Source organism: Rhizobium sp. SVR5-9E, assembly GCF_056755095.1.
On sequence record NZ_JBNDHS010000003.1, the window covers coordinates 1 to 17,461 of the forward strand.

Genomic DNA, 17,461 nt, shown 5'->3' on the forward strand with positions numbered 1-17,461 from the left:
TTCGACAAGATCGGAGCCGGCCGCGTGATGGCGATCGGCTCGCTTGTCGCGGCCCTCGCTCTCATCGCCTGCGCCTTGGCGCCGACCAGGGCAGCTTATGTTGTGGCTCTCATTGCCGTCGAAGTCGCTTCCAACCTCGTCCAGTATAGCGCGGCGTTCGCGCTTCTGGTGCAGTTGCGTCCGCAGGTCGCTTCCCGCAGCATCACCTATCTGACGCTCATCGGCGGTTTTGCATCGACGATTTTCTGGCCGATCACCACGGCGCTGCATTCGCATCTCAATTGGCAAAACGTCTATCTGGTTTACGCCGCCCTCAATCTGGCTATCTGCCTGCCGATCCATGCATGGCTGTCGCGCAGCGCGACCACTGAGCGGGCCGCCGCCTCGACCGCGGCTCCGCCAGTGAAGGGAATCTTGGCACCAGAGCGCCGCAGGCTCGGCTTTGCCGTGATGGTAACGGGCTTTTCGCTTATGTCGCTGGTCAGTTCGGCCATGCTAGTGCATCTCGTACCGTTGCTTTCGGGCCTCGGGCTCGGCGCAACTGCAGCGCTCGTTGGCACGCTGTTCGGCCCGTCGCAGGCCGGCAGCCGGTTGACCAACATGGTCTTCGGCAAGAACCTACCGCCGCTCGGCCTTGCAGTAACAGCGGCAACGCTTCTTCCGGTCGGCGTGCTGGTTTTGCTGCTTTCCGCTCCATCCGTGCCGGGGGCTATGGTCTTCGCCGTGATTTTCGGCATGGGCAATGGCCTGCTCAGTATCGTCTCCGGCACCTTGCCACTGCATCTCTTCGGCAGCGACGGTTACGGCAAACTGCAAGGCAAGATGATGGCGGCGCGGCTAACCCTGTCTGCCTTGGCGCCGTTCGTGCTGGCCTTCGCGATGGAGAAATTGGGTATCTCGCTGTCGCTCGGTATCACGGTTGCATTCGGCGGGCTTTCGATTGTCGCTTTGTCGTCCATCGGGTTTCTGCGATGACCGCTTTTGGCCCAAAGCAGACCTGACGCTCGAACTGCTCTATCAATCTGACTCTAGAGACGCTGGGAAATCGTCCATTGATCAAAGGGACGCTCCTCAGCATGCGCAGAACATCTGGTATCCGCACGTCGACGCTGCCATAAATGAGCTTCATCGAGGGGAGGCATCATGATGCAGAAGAATGCGCCGGACTTCAGCCTTGAGGACAAGGTGACTTTAGTGACGGGAGCGAGCCGTGGCATCGGTCGAGCTTGCGCACTTGCCTGTGCCGCAGCGGGCTCGGATATTGTTTTGGGGGTCCGCGATGTCGCAGCGTCGGCGGGCCTGGTTGCCGAACTCGAGGGCGCGGGACGAAAAGTTCTCCCTGTTGAACTGGACATTCCCAATAAGGCCCACATCGCACAAGCCGTCGACGCGGCGCTTACGACGTTCGGTCGGATCGACGTCCTCGTCAACAACGTCGGCGTGGCTCCGGGCAATCTCGCGGAACTCGTCGAAGAGAAGGACCTAGACGAAATACTCGATGTCAACATCAAGGGCACTTTTCTGATGACGCAGGCAGTGGGCCGTCAAATGATCAAGCGCAATAGCGGCCGGATCATCAACATCAGCTCACAGGCCGGTACCGTGGCACTACGCGGCGAGGCAATCTATTGCATGAGCAAGGCGGCAATTAATCACCTCACGCGCTGCCTCGCAGCCGAATGGGCACGCTATAACGTCACCGTAAATACCGTATCGCCGACGTTCATCCACACGGATGGTACAACGCCTTTTCTGTCCGATGCCGACAATCGCAAAGCGACGCTCGCTCACATTCCACTCGGCCGGATCGGTGAAACCGATGATGTGGTGGGTGCCGTCGTCTTCCTTGCATCACCGGCTGCGAGTCTGATCACCGGCGCGAACCTGCTGGTGGACGGTGGATGGTCCGTCGCCTGAGGCCGAGGCGCTCCTGCAGCGCAAGTCTGATGCAGACGAGAACGACGATTTCCCCGGATAGGATCGCCATACGTCATCGGCAAAGGCGATCCAAGATCTCGGCCAGCATGACCCGGAGAACAATGCCTATGCCCGCTTCTGGCGCGCTAAGAAGACATCGCTTGATGACCGCTTTGCGGCCCAGGGCGGCCATGCTTCGATTACGCGCGGGGGTGGACGATGAACTTGGGGCAGCCGGACGTTTCGCTCGATCGCTTCGCCCGGCCTACGGAAGTTCGATCTCGCCGTCCACCACGTGGTTGAGCCCGGTGCCTTCCGCCGTTAGCGTTATGCGGACCTTCAACTTCTTGCCGCCGACCTGCCCCTTGCGCACCGTCTCCTCGATCTTGCGCTGCGACGTGACGCCGACTTCCTTCAGGAACTTGCGGATCGACATGTTGAAGGCGTCTTCGCTCATGGCGGAACTCCTCTATGTGCGAAAGGGATTGTAATAGAAGGCAAGTCGTCAAGGAAGCAGGCAGTGACGCGCCGTGCCACAGAATCTGACGTGAAAAATTTCGGCCACCTAGATCGGCGTTAGCGCCGCTTTGGGTCGAGACGCGCCTTTGCGACCCGGCGCCACGACAAATTGGAACAGCAACCACTCAGTGCGTAGAGGTGAAGTTGCAGTCTTGCCACTGCCGCAGGCTGCGTCCGTGGGTGGCGTTGCAGCGGCCGGCCGCCAGTAGAAGGCGAAGCAAATTCGCGTGTCCCAGGGGAACTTTTAGCATCAAGCCCGATTTTACAATCATATATCACCGGATGGAGCGATTTAATGGCACAACCTCAGAATGCAGCAATGCATCGACGAGTGCCTCAGCCGCGATTCCGTCTGTCTCTCGACCCAACGCACAGCAGACTGCGAGCACGTAGCCGACATGAGCGTTTGTGTCGAGGCTGGCGCGGACGCACGGAAGGCTGTCGCCAGCGTTGGACAGATGCTTGTTGATGTAAATACGGCTGTCAAAGGCGTGCGATGGTTGGCGATCACGATGGCCTGCGCCTGCTGCGCTACCTGTACGACCACGCAAGCGCCGAACACGCGCAGCAACGGATATATTTCCGAAAAGCTATACGGCGTGAGGGCGAGACCGCGGGTCGCTTACGGAAAGAAAATCCCCGGTAGCCGGTATATGCTTGGCGGGCCCTATGTGGTGAAAGGCAAGCGTTACTATCCGAAGGAAGACCCGGACTACGACAGGAAGGGCGTCGCGTCCTGGTACGGCTCGGCGTTTCAGGGGAGGCGGACCGCGAACGGCGAAGTTTACGACGCGGATCACCTTTCCGCCGCGCATCCGACCCTTCCCTTGCCCAGCTATGTGCGGGTGACTAATCTTGAAAACGGATCTTCGCTCATCGTGCGCATCAACGATCGCGGTCCCTATCATAAAGGTCGCATCATCGACGTTTCCAGCAAGGCGGCGGACATGCTGGACCTGAAGCACAGTGGCACGGCCTCTGTCAGGGTGCAGTATGTGGGCCGCGCCCGATTGGGCGGCGACGATATGCCCGATCTCATCGCCTCCTACGTCAAGAAGGATGATCGCTTTCCGGCCGTCAATCCGGAGCCTCGGATCGCAACCGGTGTGATAATGGCCTCGAAACGGTCGATGGGCGATTATTTGCCAAGTGGCAGTCAGTCCCTCAGGTCGACGCAGACGAACCTTGCCGAGCACACGCCGAGCGCCTCCTACCAGACAGCGGCCAAAGCCGCGGCTACTTTCCAGACATTCGAGCAATTTGTGATGCTGTCCGAGACCGGCAACGTCACCTTGGAACGGCCGCCTGAACATACTCCCTCGCTATCACGAAACGTCGCGATCGCATCACTGGATCAGGACATTGGCTTCATGCCTGGCGGTGAGGTCCGCAACCTGTTGACGCCGGCTGTCAAATATTGCTCGGGCGAGGATGATCATGACGGTGTACGCGACATGTGTGAGTTTCAAGTTCTCTTTCTGCCGGGGGGCGATCGCAATAAGCATCTGACCGGGGTGGTCTCCATAAGGCGACGCTGCTCTCGCCAACTCGGCTACCGCTGGCGACAACAATCAGCCCTACCTGGAGTCCACAAAGGTCCATCACGGGACATGCCCGGCTCTGCCGTCGAGCGGCAGCAATCGGTCGGATCGTGACCTTCTCGGCGTACGGAGAGGGCAGACACATCGAGGGAACTCAGACGACGCGACCGCGGGACAAACGATGTCGAGCGCAGTACGGTTTGGTTGCAATTCCCGAATCGAAAATAGAATGCGGTCGTTCATCTGATCCACCCAGCAGGACCAAATTCCGCTGAGTTACAGCCTACTCGTTAGGGTCGAACCGCTGTCATTCCTGAGTTCCTGCCGGGCGCGGCTGCACGAGCGCCCATTGCTTACCGCCTTGCTTGACATGTTCAGCTGCGTCGGCCTGCCACGCGGCGAGATCATCGTGCGAACCGGCAACCATGTAAAGTTTGCCATCGACGATGACCCAGGATTCGGGGTTCGCTGGTACTAGAACGTGACTGATGATTGCGCCAGCGCAGAAGCCCCCGAATTGTGGCGCATAGTGATCGGGATCAGCGATAAACATGTCGCGATGGGCGACGCTGGCAAACCGCCACCTGGCGTCATTCCACATATATTCAAATGAACTGCTGCCTTTAGTCGCTTTGCCCTCGGTGAAGTAGGCGACTGTGTCATAGCCCTTGATTGCGATATGATTCACGCCAGCAGCGGCAATCGGCTTCGTATTCTCGGCATTGATGGCTCCTGCCGTTGCCAAGTGCAGAACGACGATGCAAAGCGTCCATCCGAGTGATCGTGCAAGTGTCACGCGCATTCGCCGGTCCTCCGAAAAGAGGCCTGCGGCGCTCGCTAGGTAGGTCATTCGGGCCGCGCTCGGCGCTCGCCGTGGCCATTCGCAATCTAGTCCCAAATTGTATCAATTCGTCCTATTCTTGACGAGTCAAAACTGGGCGGTGCTGGCGGCGCGCCGGAATAAGCCAGTCCGCCGGGAGGCGGCATGTGGAAGAGCATGGACCGAGACGCAAGCTCACCACGATCCTCAGCGCGGATTGTGCAGGCTATTCCCGCTTGATGCGGGCCGACGAAGAGGGAACCTTTCGGGTCCTTCAGTCGTGCCTTGAATTGATCGCTCGGACCATCGGCGAACACGAGGGCCGCGTCTTCGGCGGCGCTGGCGACAGTGTGGTTGCGGAGTTCCCCAGTCCGGTCGAGGCCGTGCGGGCCGCCGGAGAGATTCAGAAAGCGATCGCGGCCCTGGGAGCCGGACTTGTCGAAGACCGTAGAATGCGGTTCCGGATCGGGATAAACCTTGGCGATGTGATCGTCGAGGGCGACAACCTGATCGGCGATGGCGTCAATGTCGCCGCGCGGCTACAGGGCCTTGCAGAGCCTGGGGGTATCTGCATTTCAGCCGGCGTCCACGAACAGGTGAAGAACAAGCTTACCCTTGCCTGGGATGACCTTGGCGATCAGAGTGTTAAGAACATCGCCGAGCCCGTGCGGGCATTTCGGACACGAGCCGGAGTGCCCGGCCCTAATCGAGCACCAACCGCGAAAACCACCGCTCGCCGGCCTCTGCTGCTGGCGGGAACGGGACTTCTCGCGGCCCTGGCATCGATCGCCTTGATTGCTTCTTATTCAGGCTGGCCAAGCCGACCGCCGCAATGCGGCCGGGCCTCAATCGCCGTGCTGCCGTTCGCAAATTTGAGCGGTGATCCGGCGCAGGAATATTTTAGCGACGGAACAACCGAAGACGTCACCGCAGCGCTCGGCCGATTTAGCGATCTTGCTGTAACAGCCCACGCTGCCGCGATGCCCTATAAAGGAAAGCCCGTGCGGCCCGAAGAGATCAGCCGCGATCTGGGTGTGTGCTACATTCTCACCGGCAGCGTGCGCAGGAGCGGAGAAAAGTTTCTCGTCACGGCGGAACTCACCGACACTCATGATGGCCGACATCTGGATTCTTACAGTGAGGGCGGGGACATCAAGGACCTTTTCGATGCAAGGAACCAGCTCACACTTGGCGTCGTCGGCAAACTGGCCATCAGAATAGAGGATCTTGAGAGGCGGCGCGCTCTCAAGAAGCCGACCGCCAATCTTGACGCTTACGATCTCGTCCTGCGTGGGCGGGACCTCTACGCAAGGAATACGCGCTCCGCAAACAACGATGCGCGCGAGCTATACGAGAAGGCGATCCAACTCGATCCGACCTATGCATCTGCCTACGCTGCGCTCGGCAAGACATATAAGGCAGCCGCCTTTTCCGGCTGGACGGAATTTATAGATGACGCATTTGTGCAGGCGGAGCGGTTGGCTCGGAGGTCCATCGAACTCGACAAAGACAGCGCCGAGGCGCACCGCCTGCTGGGCGACGTCTACTCCTATCGCCGGCAGTTCGACCTCGCAGTCAGCGAGTTGGGTTGGGCAATCGAACTCAATCCAAGCGATGCCGAGGGATATGTCTACCGTGGTGGGCTGGTCGCGTCGTTGGGTCGGTCGGCCGATGCGATCGCCGATTTCGAAATCGCAAAGGCCCTGGACCCGGTTCTGAGCTTCACGTCTCCCGGTTTCGGCTGGGCCTTTTACCTCCAGCATCGCTATGAAGACGCTGTCACGACGTTCGCACAAGGCGCTCACGCCGCGCCGCAAGACATTATCATTCGAGCTGGCCTTGCCGCCTCATACGGCCAGCTAGGACGCAGGCAAGAAGCGGCTCAGGCCGCCGGCGATGTTCTGCGGACTTGGCCGTTCTTCCGAGTTGACCAGTTCATCACGAACTTCCAGTCAGAACCAGATCGTGCATTGATTGCGGAGGGCCTGCATAAGGCCGGGCTGGAATAGGGCTCCGATCAGACGCGAGTATACAATGTTTGGTCTGGGCGTGTGATCGAGCCTCAAGCCTCGCTGTCAATGGCCGCTTCTGGCGCGAAGGCGACATCGTCGGATGACCGCTCCCGGCCCAAACCGGACAATAGAATGTTGCATATCGTTTCAACACCATCTTTATCAATCCAGCGCATGTTTCGTTCAGACGCGAGATGAGAATTTCTTTGAACAGCAACCATGGGGAGCGGTCTTGCGAGTCTTGATACGCTGCTTCTGGATTGGAATTGGTTATGGAGCCGCCGCCTTGACGGCCACGACTATCTGCATGATCGTCAACCAGCTTCTAGCGGGTGTCTGGCCCAACGTGGGAGCGACGCTTTTGCTGATTTTAGCTGCAGCGCCGGTGCTGGGACTCAAGGCACTCCCGCTTGCCGCACTGGCGATCGTTGCCTCAGAGTTCACCACTCTACGGACGTGGTTGTATTTTGGGTTGGTCGGAATCGCTATTGGCCATTTTGTAGCGAGCGGGTTCAACGTCAACCTTTTCAATCGTGAAGGTAACGTGGACTACAACTACATCACAGCAATCCTCGCAGCCTTGATTGCGGGAGTTGTCTATTGGCGCGTGACGGTAGATTATTCTGCGGTCGGGTCATGACCGCTTCTGGCGCAATGCGGACGTGGTGCCATGTCTGTTTTCGGCCCGAAGCGGTCATTCGTCATGTTGCTACAGGGGCGCAGTTATGAACCAGCCGCGGCCATGACTATCTGCACGAAGATTATCAATAGGCTTGCGATTCCTGTCACCCCGGCAAGCGTAGGAGAGCGTAAAAGGCGCATGATCTCAGGCCAGAGGGGATCTGGGGTCTCGACCAGCTTTTCCGCAGACTCTATCAGAGCTATGGCATTTGCTGTACGAGCGTTTGATAGCTTGGCCGTTTCAATGAGTGCTCGCATCTCTCTGAGAATTCGCCAGAAGCTCAGACTTCTGGTGCTCCGACAGGTCAAAGCGGCCTGTCCAGGCTGCACTGTCCACCCTGACAGGGATATCTCGCTTTTCCACGGCATCGAAACCTGCGGCGGTAATCTGGAATAGTCTACCGCCGGACATCTGGTATGCCTGACGCGTGATAACCAGCCCTGTGGCCTCTAAGTCATCCGTCAGAGCCAGCAAGTATTGGTTAGAGCTTTCAAGCCTCGTGTTCTTCTTGATCGTCGGGATAGTGCAGTACCGAGTGTCTCCGCTCGCTAGGCGCCGATGTAGGTACTTGAGAATTGCTAGCTGATCGCTTGCGGCGCTCACCCTCGATTTCCTCCGGGTTTCTTACAAGCTTTAGTAGCATTTCTAGCATCCGATGGAACTGCTGCTAGCGAATTGACGACAGATGTCCACAATGGACTCGGCCTTTCCGTTACAACCATCGTCACAAGATATCTAGGGTCGCAACTCAAGTTAAACGGTCCCAGTCAAACTCGGATTGGTTCAAGCAAGCCTCCAATTTTCGATCGATAGTAGCCTCCGCTCGCATGACCGCAATGGCCGCTTCTGGCGCATTCCGGAAGGGAATTGCATGAACTGAAAACAGCCACCCGTCGCATGCCAGATAATTCCTCACGCGGGAAAGTTCTTTCGGTGATACGGTGGTGAGCCTGATGTCCCAACGTGTAAATGCAAGAGCGGGAGTGTGAGATGACGACACTGTTCGTAAGGCACGAGGTTTCGGACTATGCGACCTGGCGCAAGGTCTATGACGCGTTTCGGCCCGTACAGAAGGCAAACGGCGTTATGGCGGAGGCGGTCTATCAAGCCGCCGACAATCCCAACGACGTTACCGTCACGCATGAGTTTGCCACGGTTGAAGCAGCTCAAGCCTTTGGCAAGCTCGAAGAGCTAAGGGCGGCGATGCGCACGGGAGGGGTGCTGGGCGCGCCAACGGTGTGGCTTGCCAACAAAGCCTAAGAAACAGCCCGGAACAATGTTTGCAAGAGCGGAGCGGAAGCTTGGCTGGCGCCGAGTGGCGACTGCCTTATTTTCTCGACAAGCGCCCTCCCGATGCCATGTTCGACACCGGCATCATGAAACCTTTTGATTTTTAAGCCGTTGTCGCGCTTATGTCCGACGCTAAATTCAATCCGAAATCGGTCGACGGTCCCGAACCGAACGGTGCCGGGACGTCGCGCCAAGAGAAAGCATCGACTGTCGAGGTCGCGCCGCCGCCAAATATCGTCGAACCCGATCCGGAGCTGACGCCTGAGGAGGCCGAGCAGGCGCGCAAGCGATATTTGCTGAGGCGTTTCTGGATCAGCGCGCGCGGTTACTGGGGCCGCGGCTGCGACAGCTTCGCATGGCCCTGCTCAATCGGGCTATTGGCCCTGATCGGCATCAATGTCGGCTTCCAGTATGGAATCAATGTCTGGAACCGCGGAATTTTTGACGCCATCGAGCGACACGATGCCAGCACCGTCTATTTCCTGAGCGCCGTGTTCCTGCCGCTCGTGCTCGGAAGCGTCGCCCTTGTCACCGTACAAGTCTATGTTCGCATGATGATCCAGCGCCGCTGGCGTTCCTGGCTCACGACCGCGCTCATCGCGCGCTGGCTCGCAAACGGCCGTTACTATCAGTTGAACCTCATCGGCGGCGACCATAAGAACCCCGAGGCGCGCATTTCGGAGGATTTGCGTATTGCCACCGAGTCTCCCGTCGATTTCATCGCCGGTGTCATCTCGGCATTTCTGTCGGCCACGACCTTCATCGTGGTGCTGTGGACAATCGGCGGCGCCTTGAGCCTGACAGTCGCCGGTTCGACGGTCGCTATTCCGGGATTTCTCGTTGTCACTGCCGTTCTCTACGCCGTCATTACATCCAGCGTGATCGCGGTCATCGGCCGCCATTTCGTCCAGGTCTCCGAGGTCAAAAACCAGGTGGAAGCCGAATTTCGCTACACGCTGACGCATGTGCGGGAAAACGGCGAGAGCATCGCGTTGCTCGGCGGCGAAGAGGAGGAGCGCAGCGACCTCGACAAGACGTTTACCAATGTGCTCAGGCAATGGGCGCTGCTTGCGCACCAGCACATGCGCACGACGCTCGTGTCGCAGGGGTCGATGCTGATTGCACCCGTTGTGCCAATCCTGCTTTGCGCTCCGAAGTTTCTCGAGGGCAGCATGTCCCTTGGACAGGTCATGCAGGCTGCCTCTGCCTTCGCCATCGTTCAGAGCGCATTCGGATGGCTGGTCGACAACTATCCCCGTCTCGCCGATTGGAACGCCTGTGCACGGCGCATTGCTTCGCTGATGATGTCGCTCGACGGGCTCGAGCGCGCGGAACAGAGCAACGCATTGGGACGCATCACGCGCGGTGAAACGGAAGGCGATGCGATGCTCAGCCTGAACGATCTCTCCGTGTCGCTTGACGACGGCACCGCCGTGGTCAAGGAAACCCAGGTCGTGGTCGAACCAGGCGAGCGGGTGCTCGTGGCCGGAGAATCCGGTTCAGGCAAGAGCACGCTGGTGCGGGCCATCGCAGGTCTTTGGCCGTGGGGTGACGGCAGCGTCAATTTCCACGCCGACAGGCGACTGTTCATGCTACCGCAACGGCCTTATATCCCTTCCGGGACGCTTCGCCGTGCAGTCGCCTATCCCGGCGCCGCTGATAGCTGGGCGCTGGAAAAGATAAAGGCGGCTCTCGACAAGGTGGGACTCGGTTATCTGAACGACAAGATCGAGGAAGATGCGCCTTGGGATCAGACGTTGTCGGGTGGCGAAAAGCAGCGGCTCGCGTTTGCGCGTCTGCTGCTGCACAATCCCGATATCGTCGTGTTGGACGAAGCAACGTCAGCACTCGATGAAAAGAGCCAGGACAAGATGATGGAGATGGTGATCCAGGAACTGCCTGATGTCACCATCATAAGTGTAGCGCATCGAGCTGAGCTGGAAGCCTTTCATAGCCGCAAGATCACATTGGAGCGGCGCGAGGGCGGCGCAAAGCTTGTCAGTGATATCGATCTTGTCCAGCGCAAGAGAAAACGGAACTCGCTTTTGCGCCTTTTGGAGAATCGGCGCTCTCTACCGAAAGGCAGCGTGGATTCGAGTAAGCGACGGACCACTGGCGGTCGATAGACAAGACGGCCGCCCTCAACGCCTGTGTCGCAAGTGCCTGGGGTGCTGGGTGCTCTAGTCCCGATGATTGGGCAAGCTCGCCCACCCCAGCGCGTGGTAGAGGACAATCGCTCCGATTGTCGCGGTGCCAATTCCGTCAAGCGTGAAGCCCGCGACGGCGAGCTTGAAGTTGCCGGCACCCAGCACGAGCGCGACGCCGACCGTGATGAGGTTCCGCGGTTCGCCGAAATCGACCTTGTTTTCGACCCAGATGCGGCCTGCGGTCGCCGCGATGAGGCCGAAGACCACGATCGAAAGCCCGCCGATAACAGGTCCCGGGATCGTCTGGATGAGTGCGCCGAATTTCGGCGAGAAGCCGAGAAGGATCGCGATCGCGGCCGCAACCAGGAAGACGAGCGTGGAGAAGATGCGGGTCACCGCCATCACCCCCATGTTTTCCGCATAGGTCGTCATGCCCGTGCCGCCGAAGGCGCCCGAGAACATGGTCGCGATGCCGTCGCCGATGAAGGCGCGGCCGAGATAGGGGTCGAGATTGCGCCCCGTCATCGCGCTGATCGCCTTGATGTGCCCGAGGTTTTCCGCAACGAGGATGACGACGACGGGGGCGATCAGCGTCATCGCGGAAGCGGAAAAGACCGGCGCAGTGAAGTGAGGCCAGCCGAACCAGGGAGCCGCCTCGACGCCGGCAAAGTTGATCGGCGCGCCGAGGCCAAGCCCATTCGCGAGCACGAGATAGGTGAGATAGGCGAGCGCGCCGCCGATAAGGATCGGCAGGCGGCGCGCCATGCCGGGGGCATAGACCGCGACTGCGCCGACGGCGGCGAACGTCAGAATGGCGACCCAGCGCGAGACCTGGTCGCCGTCCGGGTTCGCCGGGTTCGTTCCCGACGCGCTGGCTATGGCAATCGGCGCGAGCACGAGCCCGATTGCGGCGACGATTGCGCCGGTGAGGACGGGCGGCATCAACCGTTCGATCCAGCGATGGCCAGCGAGCGTGACGATGACGCCGATCAGCGCATAAAGGGCACCCGCGGCGATGATCCCGCCGAGCGCCAGTGCGATGTTCGGGTTGGGTGCCCCGGCTGCAGCCCCCGTCGCGGCAAGAACGGGGCCGATGAAAGCGAAGGAGGAGCCGAGATAGCTCGGCACGCGCCCGCCGACGGCGACGAAGAAAATCAACGTCGAAAGGCCGGAAAAGAAGATCGAGACGTTGGGATCGAACCCCATGATGATCGGGGCGAGCACGGTGGAGCCGAACATGGCCACGACATGCTGGAGCCCGAGCACCATTGTCTGTGCTGCAGGCAGCCGCTCGTCGGGCAGGATGCGCCCTTCCGTCTTCAGCTGCCAACGTGGAAAATAGCCGCCTGTCTCGCCCATCGCTCGCCCCGTTCCGTTCGATGCCCGCCCAGCGACTTTGAGGAATGCTCTCGTAGTGCGTCAAAGGCGTGAAATAGAATTATCTGTCGTCCGATACTCGACCGTCGCTAGGTTCGATTCGTTGTACCGGCTCGTCCCGTTCTCCGATACTGATATCGACTGCTGCTGTCATGGGGTCGAAACGGTTTCCCACAACACTCGACTGCCGAATGATGCCAGCAAGAGATTTAAGTTTTTCGGATAATTCCTGTCTACCTGAAACGATCGCTTCCGGCGCATTTGACATATCCGGCTTCGCCGTTTGGCCCGAAGCATTTAGCGGCGCTTGGCAATCGCCGGGGTGAAATGGCTGACATGGGCTGGAGAAAGACGGTTTGCGTCTTATTTCAGGGAGGAAATGGGAAGTGAAGAGCGAAAGGACCCGCGCAATGGCCAAGAACACGATCTGCCTATGGTACGACAAAGACGCCGAGGCTGCCGCCCGGTTCTACGCCGAAACCTTCCCGGACAGCGCCGTGGGTGCCGTCATTCGTGCACCTGGAAACTATCCAGACGGTAAGCAGGGAGACGTGTTGGTTGTTGAATTCACCGTCGCGGGTATTCCTTGCATTGGCTTGAACGGCGGTCCCGCGTTTAAACACAACGAAGCCTTTTCATTTCAGATCGCGACTGGCGATCAGGAAGAAACCGACCGCTACTGGAACGCCGTTGTCGGCAACGGCGGGCAGGAAAGTGACTGCGGCTGGTGCAAGGACAAGTGGGGTGTGTCCTGGCAGATCACACCGCGCGTACTCACCGACGCGCTTGCGATAGGCGGTGATCAGGCAAAGCGAGCGTTTGATGCAATGATGACCATGAGGAAGATCGACGTTGCGGTGATCGAAGCCGCTCGGCGTGGCTGAGCTATCATCAACTCTACGCCGTAGCGTCCGCGACCGGCTGACGCGACATCGGCGGAGCGCCGCCGCCGTCATCCGTGCTGCTCACGGAAACTGTGGCATAACTGAGCCATGGCGATACATGTCTTGGCGCAGGTTGGCGACAATTGCTAGTTGATCGCGAGGAGAGGCGCCGCGTCACCTCTCGTTGGCGGCCGTCAGCGGCGTTTCGAGGGTCAGGCTCGTGCTTTCCAGCAGGGCCTCGGTCAGGAGCGCGACCAGCGGCTGGACGATGTGCTGCACGGCGGGGTTCTCTCCGATGACGGAGACTTCGGCGACGGGCAGCGCCGGCCAGCGCTCGGAGGTGGGCAGGATCTTCATGCCGTTCTGGACGAAGGACTTGCCGAGGACGGTGACGCCGAGGCCACCGAGAACGGCGGCCTCGATGCCGATGAGGTTGCTTGTGGTGCAGGCCGTCACCCATTCGCGGCCGATCGCATCGAGCGACTCCGTCATGATGGCGCGATAGATGCAGGGCGGGCGCATCATCACCAGGCGGACGGGCCTGCGGTCGTCGGCGCGATAATCGGGGCCGGCGATCCAGACCAGCGGCTCGCGCCAGATGACACGGCCGGGATGGGGGGAACCGTCCTTCCGCTTCTTGGCGATGACGATGTCGAGGCGCCCAGCCTCGTATTCGACGAGCAGATCCTCGCTCGCCGTCGTCGTCAGCTCCAGTTGCACGTCCGGATGAAGGCGGCTGAAGCGGGAAAGCAGCCGGGGGAGCTGCGTCTGGACCAGGTTCTCGGAGATGCCGAGCCTGAGGAGCGGGACCTTTGGCGGATTGCGAAGCTCCTGCATGAAGCTTTCATAATGGGCGAGCAGCCGTTTGCCCGTTACCAGGAGCCGCTCGCCGTCGCACGTCAGGTTCAGCGAGCGGCTGGTCCTGTCGAAGACGCGCATCTGCAGGATGTCCTCGAGGCGGAGCACCTTCTGGCTGACCGCCGATTGCGAGCGGCCGACTACTTCGGCAGCCGCGGTGAAGCTGCCAGTCTCGGCGACCGCCACGAAGGCGCGGAGCAGGTCCAGTTCCAGATCGAGTAGCATTGTCATCGATTAGTCTTTCAACTAGATGCGATTAACTTTATTCGTTTGTCTTCTTTATGGCAATCTCCAACAATGACGCCAGAAACGAACGCGCAACGCATGCCGTTTCAAAGCGATCGAGCGTCCTTTGTGCATCCTATCGGACGCGCGGCACTCTAAAGGAGATATGGATATGGCAACGAGAAATTCGGTCGAAGTCGTCAATAATTTCTGGCGGCAAGTGTGGCAATCGAAGAACCCCGAGGCCGTCGACCGGCTGGTGGCGGAAGACTTCGTCATCACCACGGGCGGAGTCGAGGTCCGCTCGCGGGAAACCTTCAAGAAATGGATCGCGGCCTTTCTTGCGAGCATCGATGACTTCCGGTTCGACGTCGTCGAGATCTTCCAGAACGAGACCGGCGACCGCGTCGTGTCCCGTTGGATGGTCACGGGCAGGAACAACGGCTTCATGGGGTCGCCGGCCTGCGGCTCCCCGATCACCATGACCGGCACTGCCGTGATGCATGTGCGCGAGGACGGGCTCCTGCAGCATAACTGGGTGGAGCGCAATGCCCTCGAGGTGCATCGCAGCCTTGCCGGAGTAGAGCACGTCGCCTGAATTCCACGGGGCGGTGGCGGCAAGGAGCGTCAGCGATGTCTAGAATTTCTCGGAAATACCGCCATTTCGTCTTCGGCGTCATACAGTCGGGGATAACCTGCGCCGTCGCCGCGGCGATCGCGAGCCTTCCCTTCTACGCGGAGGGAAGCTTCGCCGCCCACTGGTTGCGGGCCTATCTCTTCTCTTGGACGGTCATGCTCCCGGTCGTGGTGATCGCAGCGCCTGCCATCCGCAGGCTTGCGGATGCGCTCACGGACTGAAGGACACGACGAGATTTCCACGCATCGCGTGGCCGCGGATCGTTTGAGGGCTCCGTGCCGGCGCGAATGGCCGGAACCTTCGCCACGCCGCGGCCGTCATCTGTGCAGCTCACGGAAACTGTGGCATAAATGAGCCATGGCGATACATGTCTTGGCTGTTCATCGCGACACGGTCGGGACGGAACAGGCGGGGGGCAGTTCGCTTGCAACCGCCTATTCCGTGGGGGTTCTCTGCTGGCTGCTGTCGGCCGGCGTCTATATCGCCGCGAAATGGGTCTCTTCCGAGATGCCGCCCTGGGCGCTCTGCTTCTGGCGCGTGCTGATCGCCTGGGCGATCCTGATGCCGATCGTGCACCGGCATTTCGGCGACATGGTCGCGCTGGTGCGGGGGCGCGCCCTCGAACTGCTTGTCATCGGCGGCGTGGGACTGGCGATCTGCCAGGGGCTGATTTTCGTCGGCCTCGAACATGCCGATGCCACCACCGCCGGCATCATCATTGCGCTGATCCCGATCATCACGATGATCCTTGCCCGTTTGGTTCTGGCTGAGCCGATGGGACGCTGGCAGGTGATCGGATCGATCCTGGCCTTTTTCGGGATCGTGGTCATCATCGTCAAAGGCAGCCCGGCCGCGCTGGTGCGCCTCGACCTCAATCCCGGTGAACTGTGGATCGTCGCCGGCGCGTTCTGTTTCAGCCTCTATACCGTCCTGCTCCGCCGGGCGAAATTCGATGTGGATCGCCTTTCGCTCCTGGTGCTCCTCCTCGGTGCGGCGGTGTTGACGGCGCTGCCTTTCTACCTTTTCGAGCTTGTTTCCGACGAACGCTCGACGCTCAATGCAAGCGGGCTCATCGCGCTCGCCTATGTGGCGATCCCCGGCGGAGCGCTTATGTATTACCTCTTCAATCGCAGCATCGAGGCGTTGGGCGCGGCCCGCGCGGGCGTGCTCCTCTACATCCAGACGATCTTCATCGCCGTGCTCGCCTATCTGATCCTCGGCGAGCAGCTGCAAATCTATCACCTGGAAGGCGCGGCACTCATCGTCGCCGGCTTGCTTCTCATCATCCTGCTGAAGCCGAAAACCAAGTCGGAGGCGGCAAAGGCCTGAGGCGAGGGCGGTAACCGAGGCATCGACCTATGGCATTGAGGAGAAGAGGGAGGTGACCATGATCGTCATTGAACCCCTGCGCGACAAGAACATCCTGATCATCACACCGCATGGTTCGCTCGAAAAAGCCGACTTCGAAACGATCGCGAATGAGGTTGAGCTCGCCCTTCGCTCAAACGGAAAACTCAACGGCCTGATGATCAATATCGAGTCATTCCCCGGATGGAAGAACTTCGAGGCCTTGGCTGCCCATCTGAAATTTGTCTCCGGTCACCATCGACGGATCGAACGGATTGCGGTTGTAACCAGCCGCAGGCTTCTTAGGATCATTCCCGCCGTCGCCGGTTTGTTCGTCCATCCGGAGATTCGTCTGTTCGACCTCAAGCAACGAGCACCAGCGCTTTCATGGCTGGAGACTGGTCGATTATGACTTGCCTGCGGGAAAAAAATGCGGAAGCGGCTCCTTGGTTGCGGCGTGCTGCGCGGCGGTATCTCCTCGCCTCCGTTCTGGCTGTGGTTTGGGTGGCGAGTATTCCCGTGCAGTCCTTTTCGCAATTGCCGCTCGGGGCGGACATACCGGAGGTGGAGATCGGTGCACGCAAGATATTCCTGATGCTCTTTTTGATGCTCGGTCCAATCAAGATATTGGTGCCATTCAAGATCCTTGCAGGCGGCTACGAGCCCGGCGTCCGGCGACGAATAGCCACCAGAGCGATCCTCTTCTCGGCGGCCGCGCTGGCGATCGCCGGATTTCTCGGACGCACCATGCTGGAAAATTTAGAAATCTCATTGCCGGTGCTGGCGATGACCGGCGGCATCATCCTGTTCATCGTGGCCCTGCGAACCGTCTTGCAGCCGACTGCCGCCCTCCCAGTACGACCGACAGGGCAGGGCCAAACGGATATGGGACTGGCACTCACACCGCTGGCATTTCCAACGATCGTGACGCCTTATGGCATAGCCGCCGTCATCGTCTTCGCCACGCTGGCGGGCGGCCGCCAAGCGGAAGGGCTCACCGTGGCGACCATTGTATTGCTGATCCTGGCGCTGGACTGGGTGGCAATGATGTTCGCCGAGACTATTCTTAGATGGATCGGAACTTCACTGCAGGTTTTGGCAGTGGTGCTCGGCGTTACCCAAGCTGCCCTGGGTCTTCAGGTCATTTTGCATAGTTTCAGCATGATTGCCTGGTAACCACCGCTTTCCCCACCCCACATTACAAA

Annotated in this window: 16 protein-coding genes and 1 pseudogene; 13 read left to right on the plus strand and 4 right to left on the minus strand. The window is 59.7% G+C overall.

Going from position 1 to position 17,461, the window contains the following annotated elements; all coding sequences use genetic code 11:
- Together arsK and ACPYOJ_RS02485 are read left to right on the plus strand one after the other, a co-directional pair.
- Positions 1-975, plus strand: a 975-nt coding sequence (gene arsK / locus ACPYOJ_RS02480; protein WP_481414843.1) for an arsenite efflux MFS transporter ArsK, incomplete at its 5' end; no start/stop codon positions are given.
- Between the two features lie 171 nt (positions 976-1,146).
- Positions 1,147-1,917, plus strand: coding sequence for an SDR family NAD(P)-dependent oxidoreductase (locus ACPYOJ_RS02485; RefSeq protein ID WP_481414993.1), 771 nt, complete (start codon positions 1,147-1,149; stop codon positions 1,915-1,917).
- Between the two features lie 265 nt (positions 1,918-2,182).
- Here the strand turns inward: ACPYOJ_RS02485 and ACPYOJ_RS02490 are convergent, their stop codons facing one another.
- Positions 2,183-2,374: a DUF6494 family protein gene (locus ACPYOJ_RS02490; protein WP_481414844.1), complete on the minus strand. Its 192-nt coding sequence runs from the start codon at positions 2,372-2,374 to the stop codon at positions 2,183-2,185.
- 520 nt (positions 2,375-2,894) lie between these two features.
- Here ACPYOJ_RS02490 and ACPYOJ_RS02495 point away from each other — a divergent pair.
- Positions 2,895-3,740 (plus strand): annotated as a pseudogene (locus ACPYOJ_RS02495) (septal ring lytic transglycosylase RlpA family protein); the annotation flags it as partial.
- Between the two features lie 544 nt (positions 3,741-4,284).
- On the opposite strand, the gene ACPYOJ_RS02500 reads toward ACPYOJ_RS02495, so the two are convergent.
- Positions 4,285-4,779, minus strand: a complete 495-nt coding sequence (locus ACPYOJ_RS02500; protein WP_481414845.1) for a YHS domain-containing (seleno)protein — start codon at positions 4,777-4,779, stop codon at positions 4,285-4,287.
- A gap of 185 nt (positions 4,780-4,964) precedes the next feature.
- Between ACPYOJ_RS02500 and ACPYOJ_RS02505 the strand changes: the two genes are divergently transcribed.
- The 4 genes from ACPYOJ_RS02505 (at position 4,965) to ACPYOJ_RS02520 (ending at position 10,907) form a co-directional block, all read left to right on the plus strand.
- The gene (locus ACPYOJ_RS02505; RefSeq protein ID WP_481414846.1) at positions 4,965-6,806 is read left to right on the plus strand and encodes a tetratricopeptide repeat protein; all 1,842 of its coding nucleotides are present in this window, start codon (positions 4,965-4,967) and stop codon (positions 6,804-6,806) included.
- A gap of 289 nt (positions 6,807-7,095) precedes the next feature.
- Complete coding sequence (locus tag ACPYOJ_RS02510) at positions 7,096-7,449, plus strand: hypothetical protein (RefSeq protein ID WP_481414847.1); 354 nt, start codon at positions 7,096-7,098, stop codon at positions 7,447-7,449.
- Between the two features lie 1,032 nt (positions 7,450-8,481).
- Positions 8,482-8,751 carry a cyclase gene (locus ACPYOJ_RS02515; RefSeq protein ID WP_481414848.1) on the plus strand — a complete coding sequence of 90 codons (270 nt, stop codon included), beginning with the start codon at positions 8,482-8,484 and terminating at the stop codon, positions 8,749-8,751.
- Between the two features lie 152 nt (positions 8,752-8,903).
- A complete protein-coding gene (locus ACPYOJ_RS02520; protein WP_481414849.1) occupies positions 8,904-10,907 on the plus strand; it encodes an ABC transporter ATP-binding protein/permease in 2,004 nt (667 codons plus the stop codon).
- 54 nt (positions 10,908-10,961) lie between these two features.
- Here ACPYOJ_RS02520 and ACPYOJ_RS02525 read toward each other — a convergent pair whose 3' ends face one another.
- Positions 10,962-12,287, minus strand: coding sequence for a solute carrier family 23 protein (locus ACPYOJ_RS02525; protein ID WP_481414850.1), 1,326 nt, complete (start codon positions 12,285-12,287; stop codon positions 10,962-10,964).
- Between the two features lie 428 nt (positions 12,288-12,715).
- Between ACPYOJ_RS02525 and ACPYOJ_RS02530 the strand changes: the two genes are divergently transcribed.
- A complete protein-coding gene (locus tag ACPYOJ_RS02530) occupies positions 12,716-13,189 on the plus strand; it encodes a VOC family protein (protein WP_481414851.1) in 474 nt (157 codons plus the stop codon).
- 174 nt (positions 13,190-13,363) lie between these two features.
- On the opposite strand, the gene ACPYOJ_RS02535 is transcribed toward ACPYOJ_RS02530, so the two are convergent.
- Positions 13,364-14,278 carry a LysR family transcriptional regulator gene (locus ACPYOJ_RS02535; protein WP_481414852.1) on the minus strand — a complete coding sequence of 305 codons (915 nt, stop codon included), beginning with the start codon at positions 14,276-14,278 and terminating at the stop codon, positions 13,364-13,366.
- A 166-nt stretch (positions 14,279-14,444) separates the two neighbouring features.
- On the opposite strand from ACPYOJ_RS02535, the gene ACPYOJ_RS02540 reads away from it, so the two are divergent.
- The 5 genes from ACPYOJ_RS02540 to ACPYOJ_RS02560 all read left to right on the plus strand — a co-directional run bounded on the left by ACPYOJ_RS02540 (position 14,445) and on the right by ACPYOJ_RS02560 (position 17,432).
- Entirely contained in the window at positions 14,445-14,870 is a 426-nt protein-coding gene (locus tag ACPYOJ_RS02540; RefSeq protein WP_481414853.1) for an ester cyclase, read from the plus strand.
- Between the two features lie 35 nt (positions 14,871-14,905).
- Positions 14,906-15,130, plus strand: a complete 225-nt coding sequence (locus tag ACPYOJ_RS02545) for a DUF2798 domain-containing protein (RefSeq protein ID WP_168831009.1) — start codon at positions 14,906-14,908, stop codon at positions 15,128-15,130.
- Positions 15,131-15,266: 136 nt separating this feature from the next.
- Entirely contained in the window at positions 15,267-16,238 is a 972-nt protein-coding gene (locus ACPYOJ_RS02550) for a DMT family transporter (protein WP_481414854.1), read from the plus strand.
- A gap of 58 nt (positions 16,239-16,296) precedes the next feature.
- Positions 16,297-16,668, plus strand: a complete 372-nt coding sequence (locus ACPYOJ_RS02555; RefSeq protein ID WP_168831013.1) for a SpoIIAA family protein — start codon at positions 16,297-16,299, stop codon at positions 16,666-16,668.
- A complete protein-coding gene (locus tag ACPYOJ_RS02560; protein ID WP_481414855.1) occupies positions 16,644-17,432 on the plus strand; it encodes a MarC family protein in 789 nt (262 codons plus the stop codon). The genes ACPYOJ_RS02555 and ACPYOJ_RS02560 overlap by 25 nt, the downstream gene beginning before the upstream one ends.
- Positions 17,433-17,461: the final 29 nt, after the last annotated feature.

Bases quoted from the DNA above. Each gene is read 5' to 3' on its own strand.
- ACPYOJ_RS02525 (WP_481414850.1), bottom strand. From the start codon at position 12,287: ATGGGCGAGACAGGCGGCTATTTTCCACGTTGGCAGCTGAAGACGGAA.
- ACPYOJ_RS02540 (WP_481414853.1), top strand. From the start codon at position 14,445: ATGGCAACGAGAAATTCGGTCGAAGTCGTCAATAATTTCTGGCGGCAA.
- ACPYOJ_RS02485 (WP_481414993.1), top strand. From the start codon at position 1,147: ATGCAGAAGAATGCGCCGGACTTCAGCCTTGAGGACAAGGTGACTTTA.
- ACPYOJ_RS02520 (WP_481414849.1), top strand. From the start codon at position 8,904: ATGTCCGACGCTAAATTCAATCCGAAATCGGTCGACGGTCCCGAACCG.
- ACPYOJ_RS02545 (WP_168831009.1), top strand. From the start codon at position 14,906: ATGTCTAGAATTTCTCGGAAATACCGCCATTTCGTCTTCGGCGTCATA.
- ACPYOJ_RS02535 (WP_481414852.1), bottom strand. From the start codon at position 14,278: ATGACAATGCTACTCGATCTGGAACTGGACCTGCTCCGCGCCTTCGTG.
- ACPYOJ_RS02490 (WP_481414844.1), bottom strand. From the start codon at position 2,374: ATGAGCGAAGACGCCTTCAACATGTCGATCCGCAAGTTCCTGAAGGAA.
- ACPYOJ_RS02550 (WP_481414854.1), top strand. From the start codon at position 15,267: ATGGCGATACATGTCTTGGCTGTTCATCGCGACACGGTCGGGACGGAA.
- ACPYOJ_RS02500 (WP_481414845.1), bottom strand. From the start codon at position 4,779: ATGCGCGTGACACTTGCACGATCACTCGGATGGACGCTTTGCATCGTC.
- ACPYOJ_RS02515 (WP_481414848.1), top strand. From the start codon at position 8,482: ATGACGACACTGTTCGTAAGGCACGAGGTTTCGGACTATGCGACCTGG.
- ACPYOJ_RS02560 (WP_481414855.1), top strand. From the start codon at position 16,644: ATGGCTGGAGACTGGTCGATTATGACTTGCCTGCGGGAAAAAAATGCG.
- ACPYOJ_RS02530 (WP_481414851.1), top strand. From the start codon at position 12,716: ATGGCCAAGAACACGATCTGCCTATGGTACGACAAAGACGCCGAGGCT.
- ACPYOJ_RS02555 (WP_168831013.1), top strand. From the start codon at position 16,297: ATGATCGTCATTGAACCCCTGCGCGACAAGAACATCCTGATCATCACA.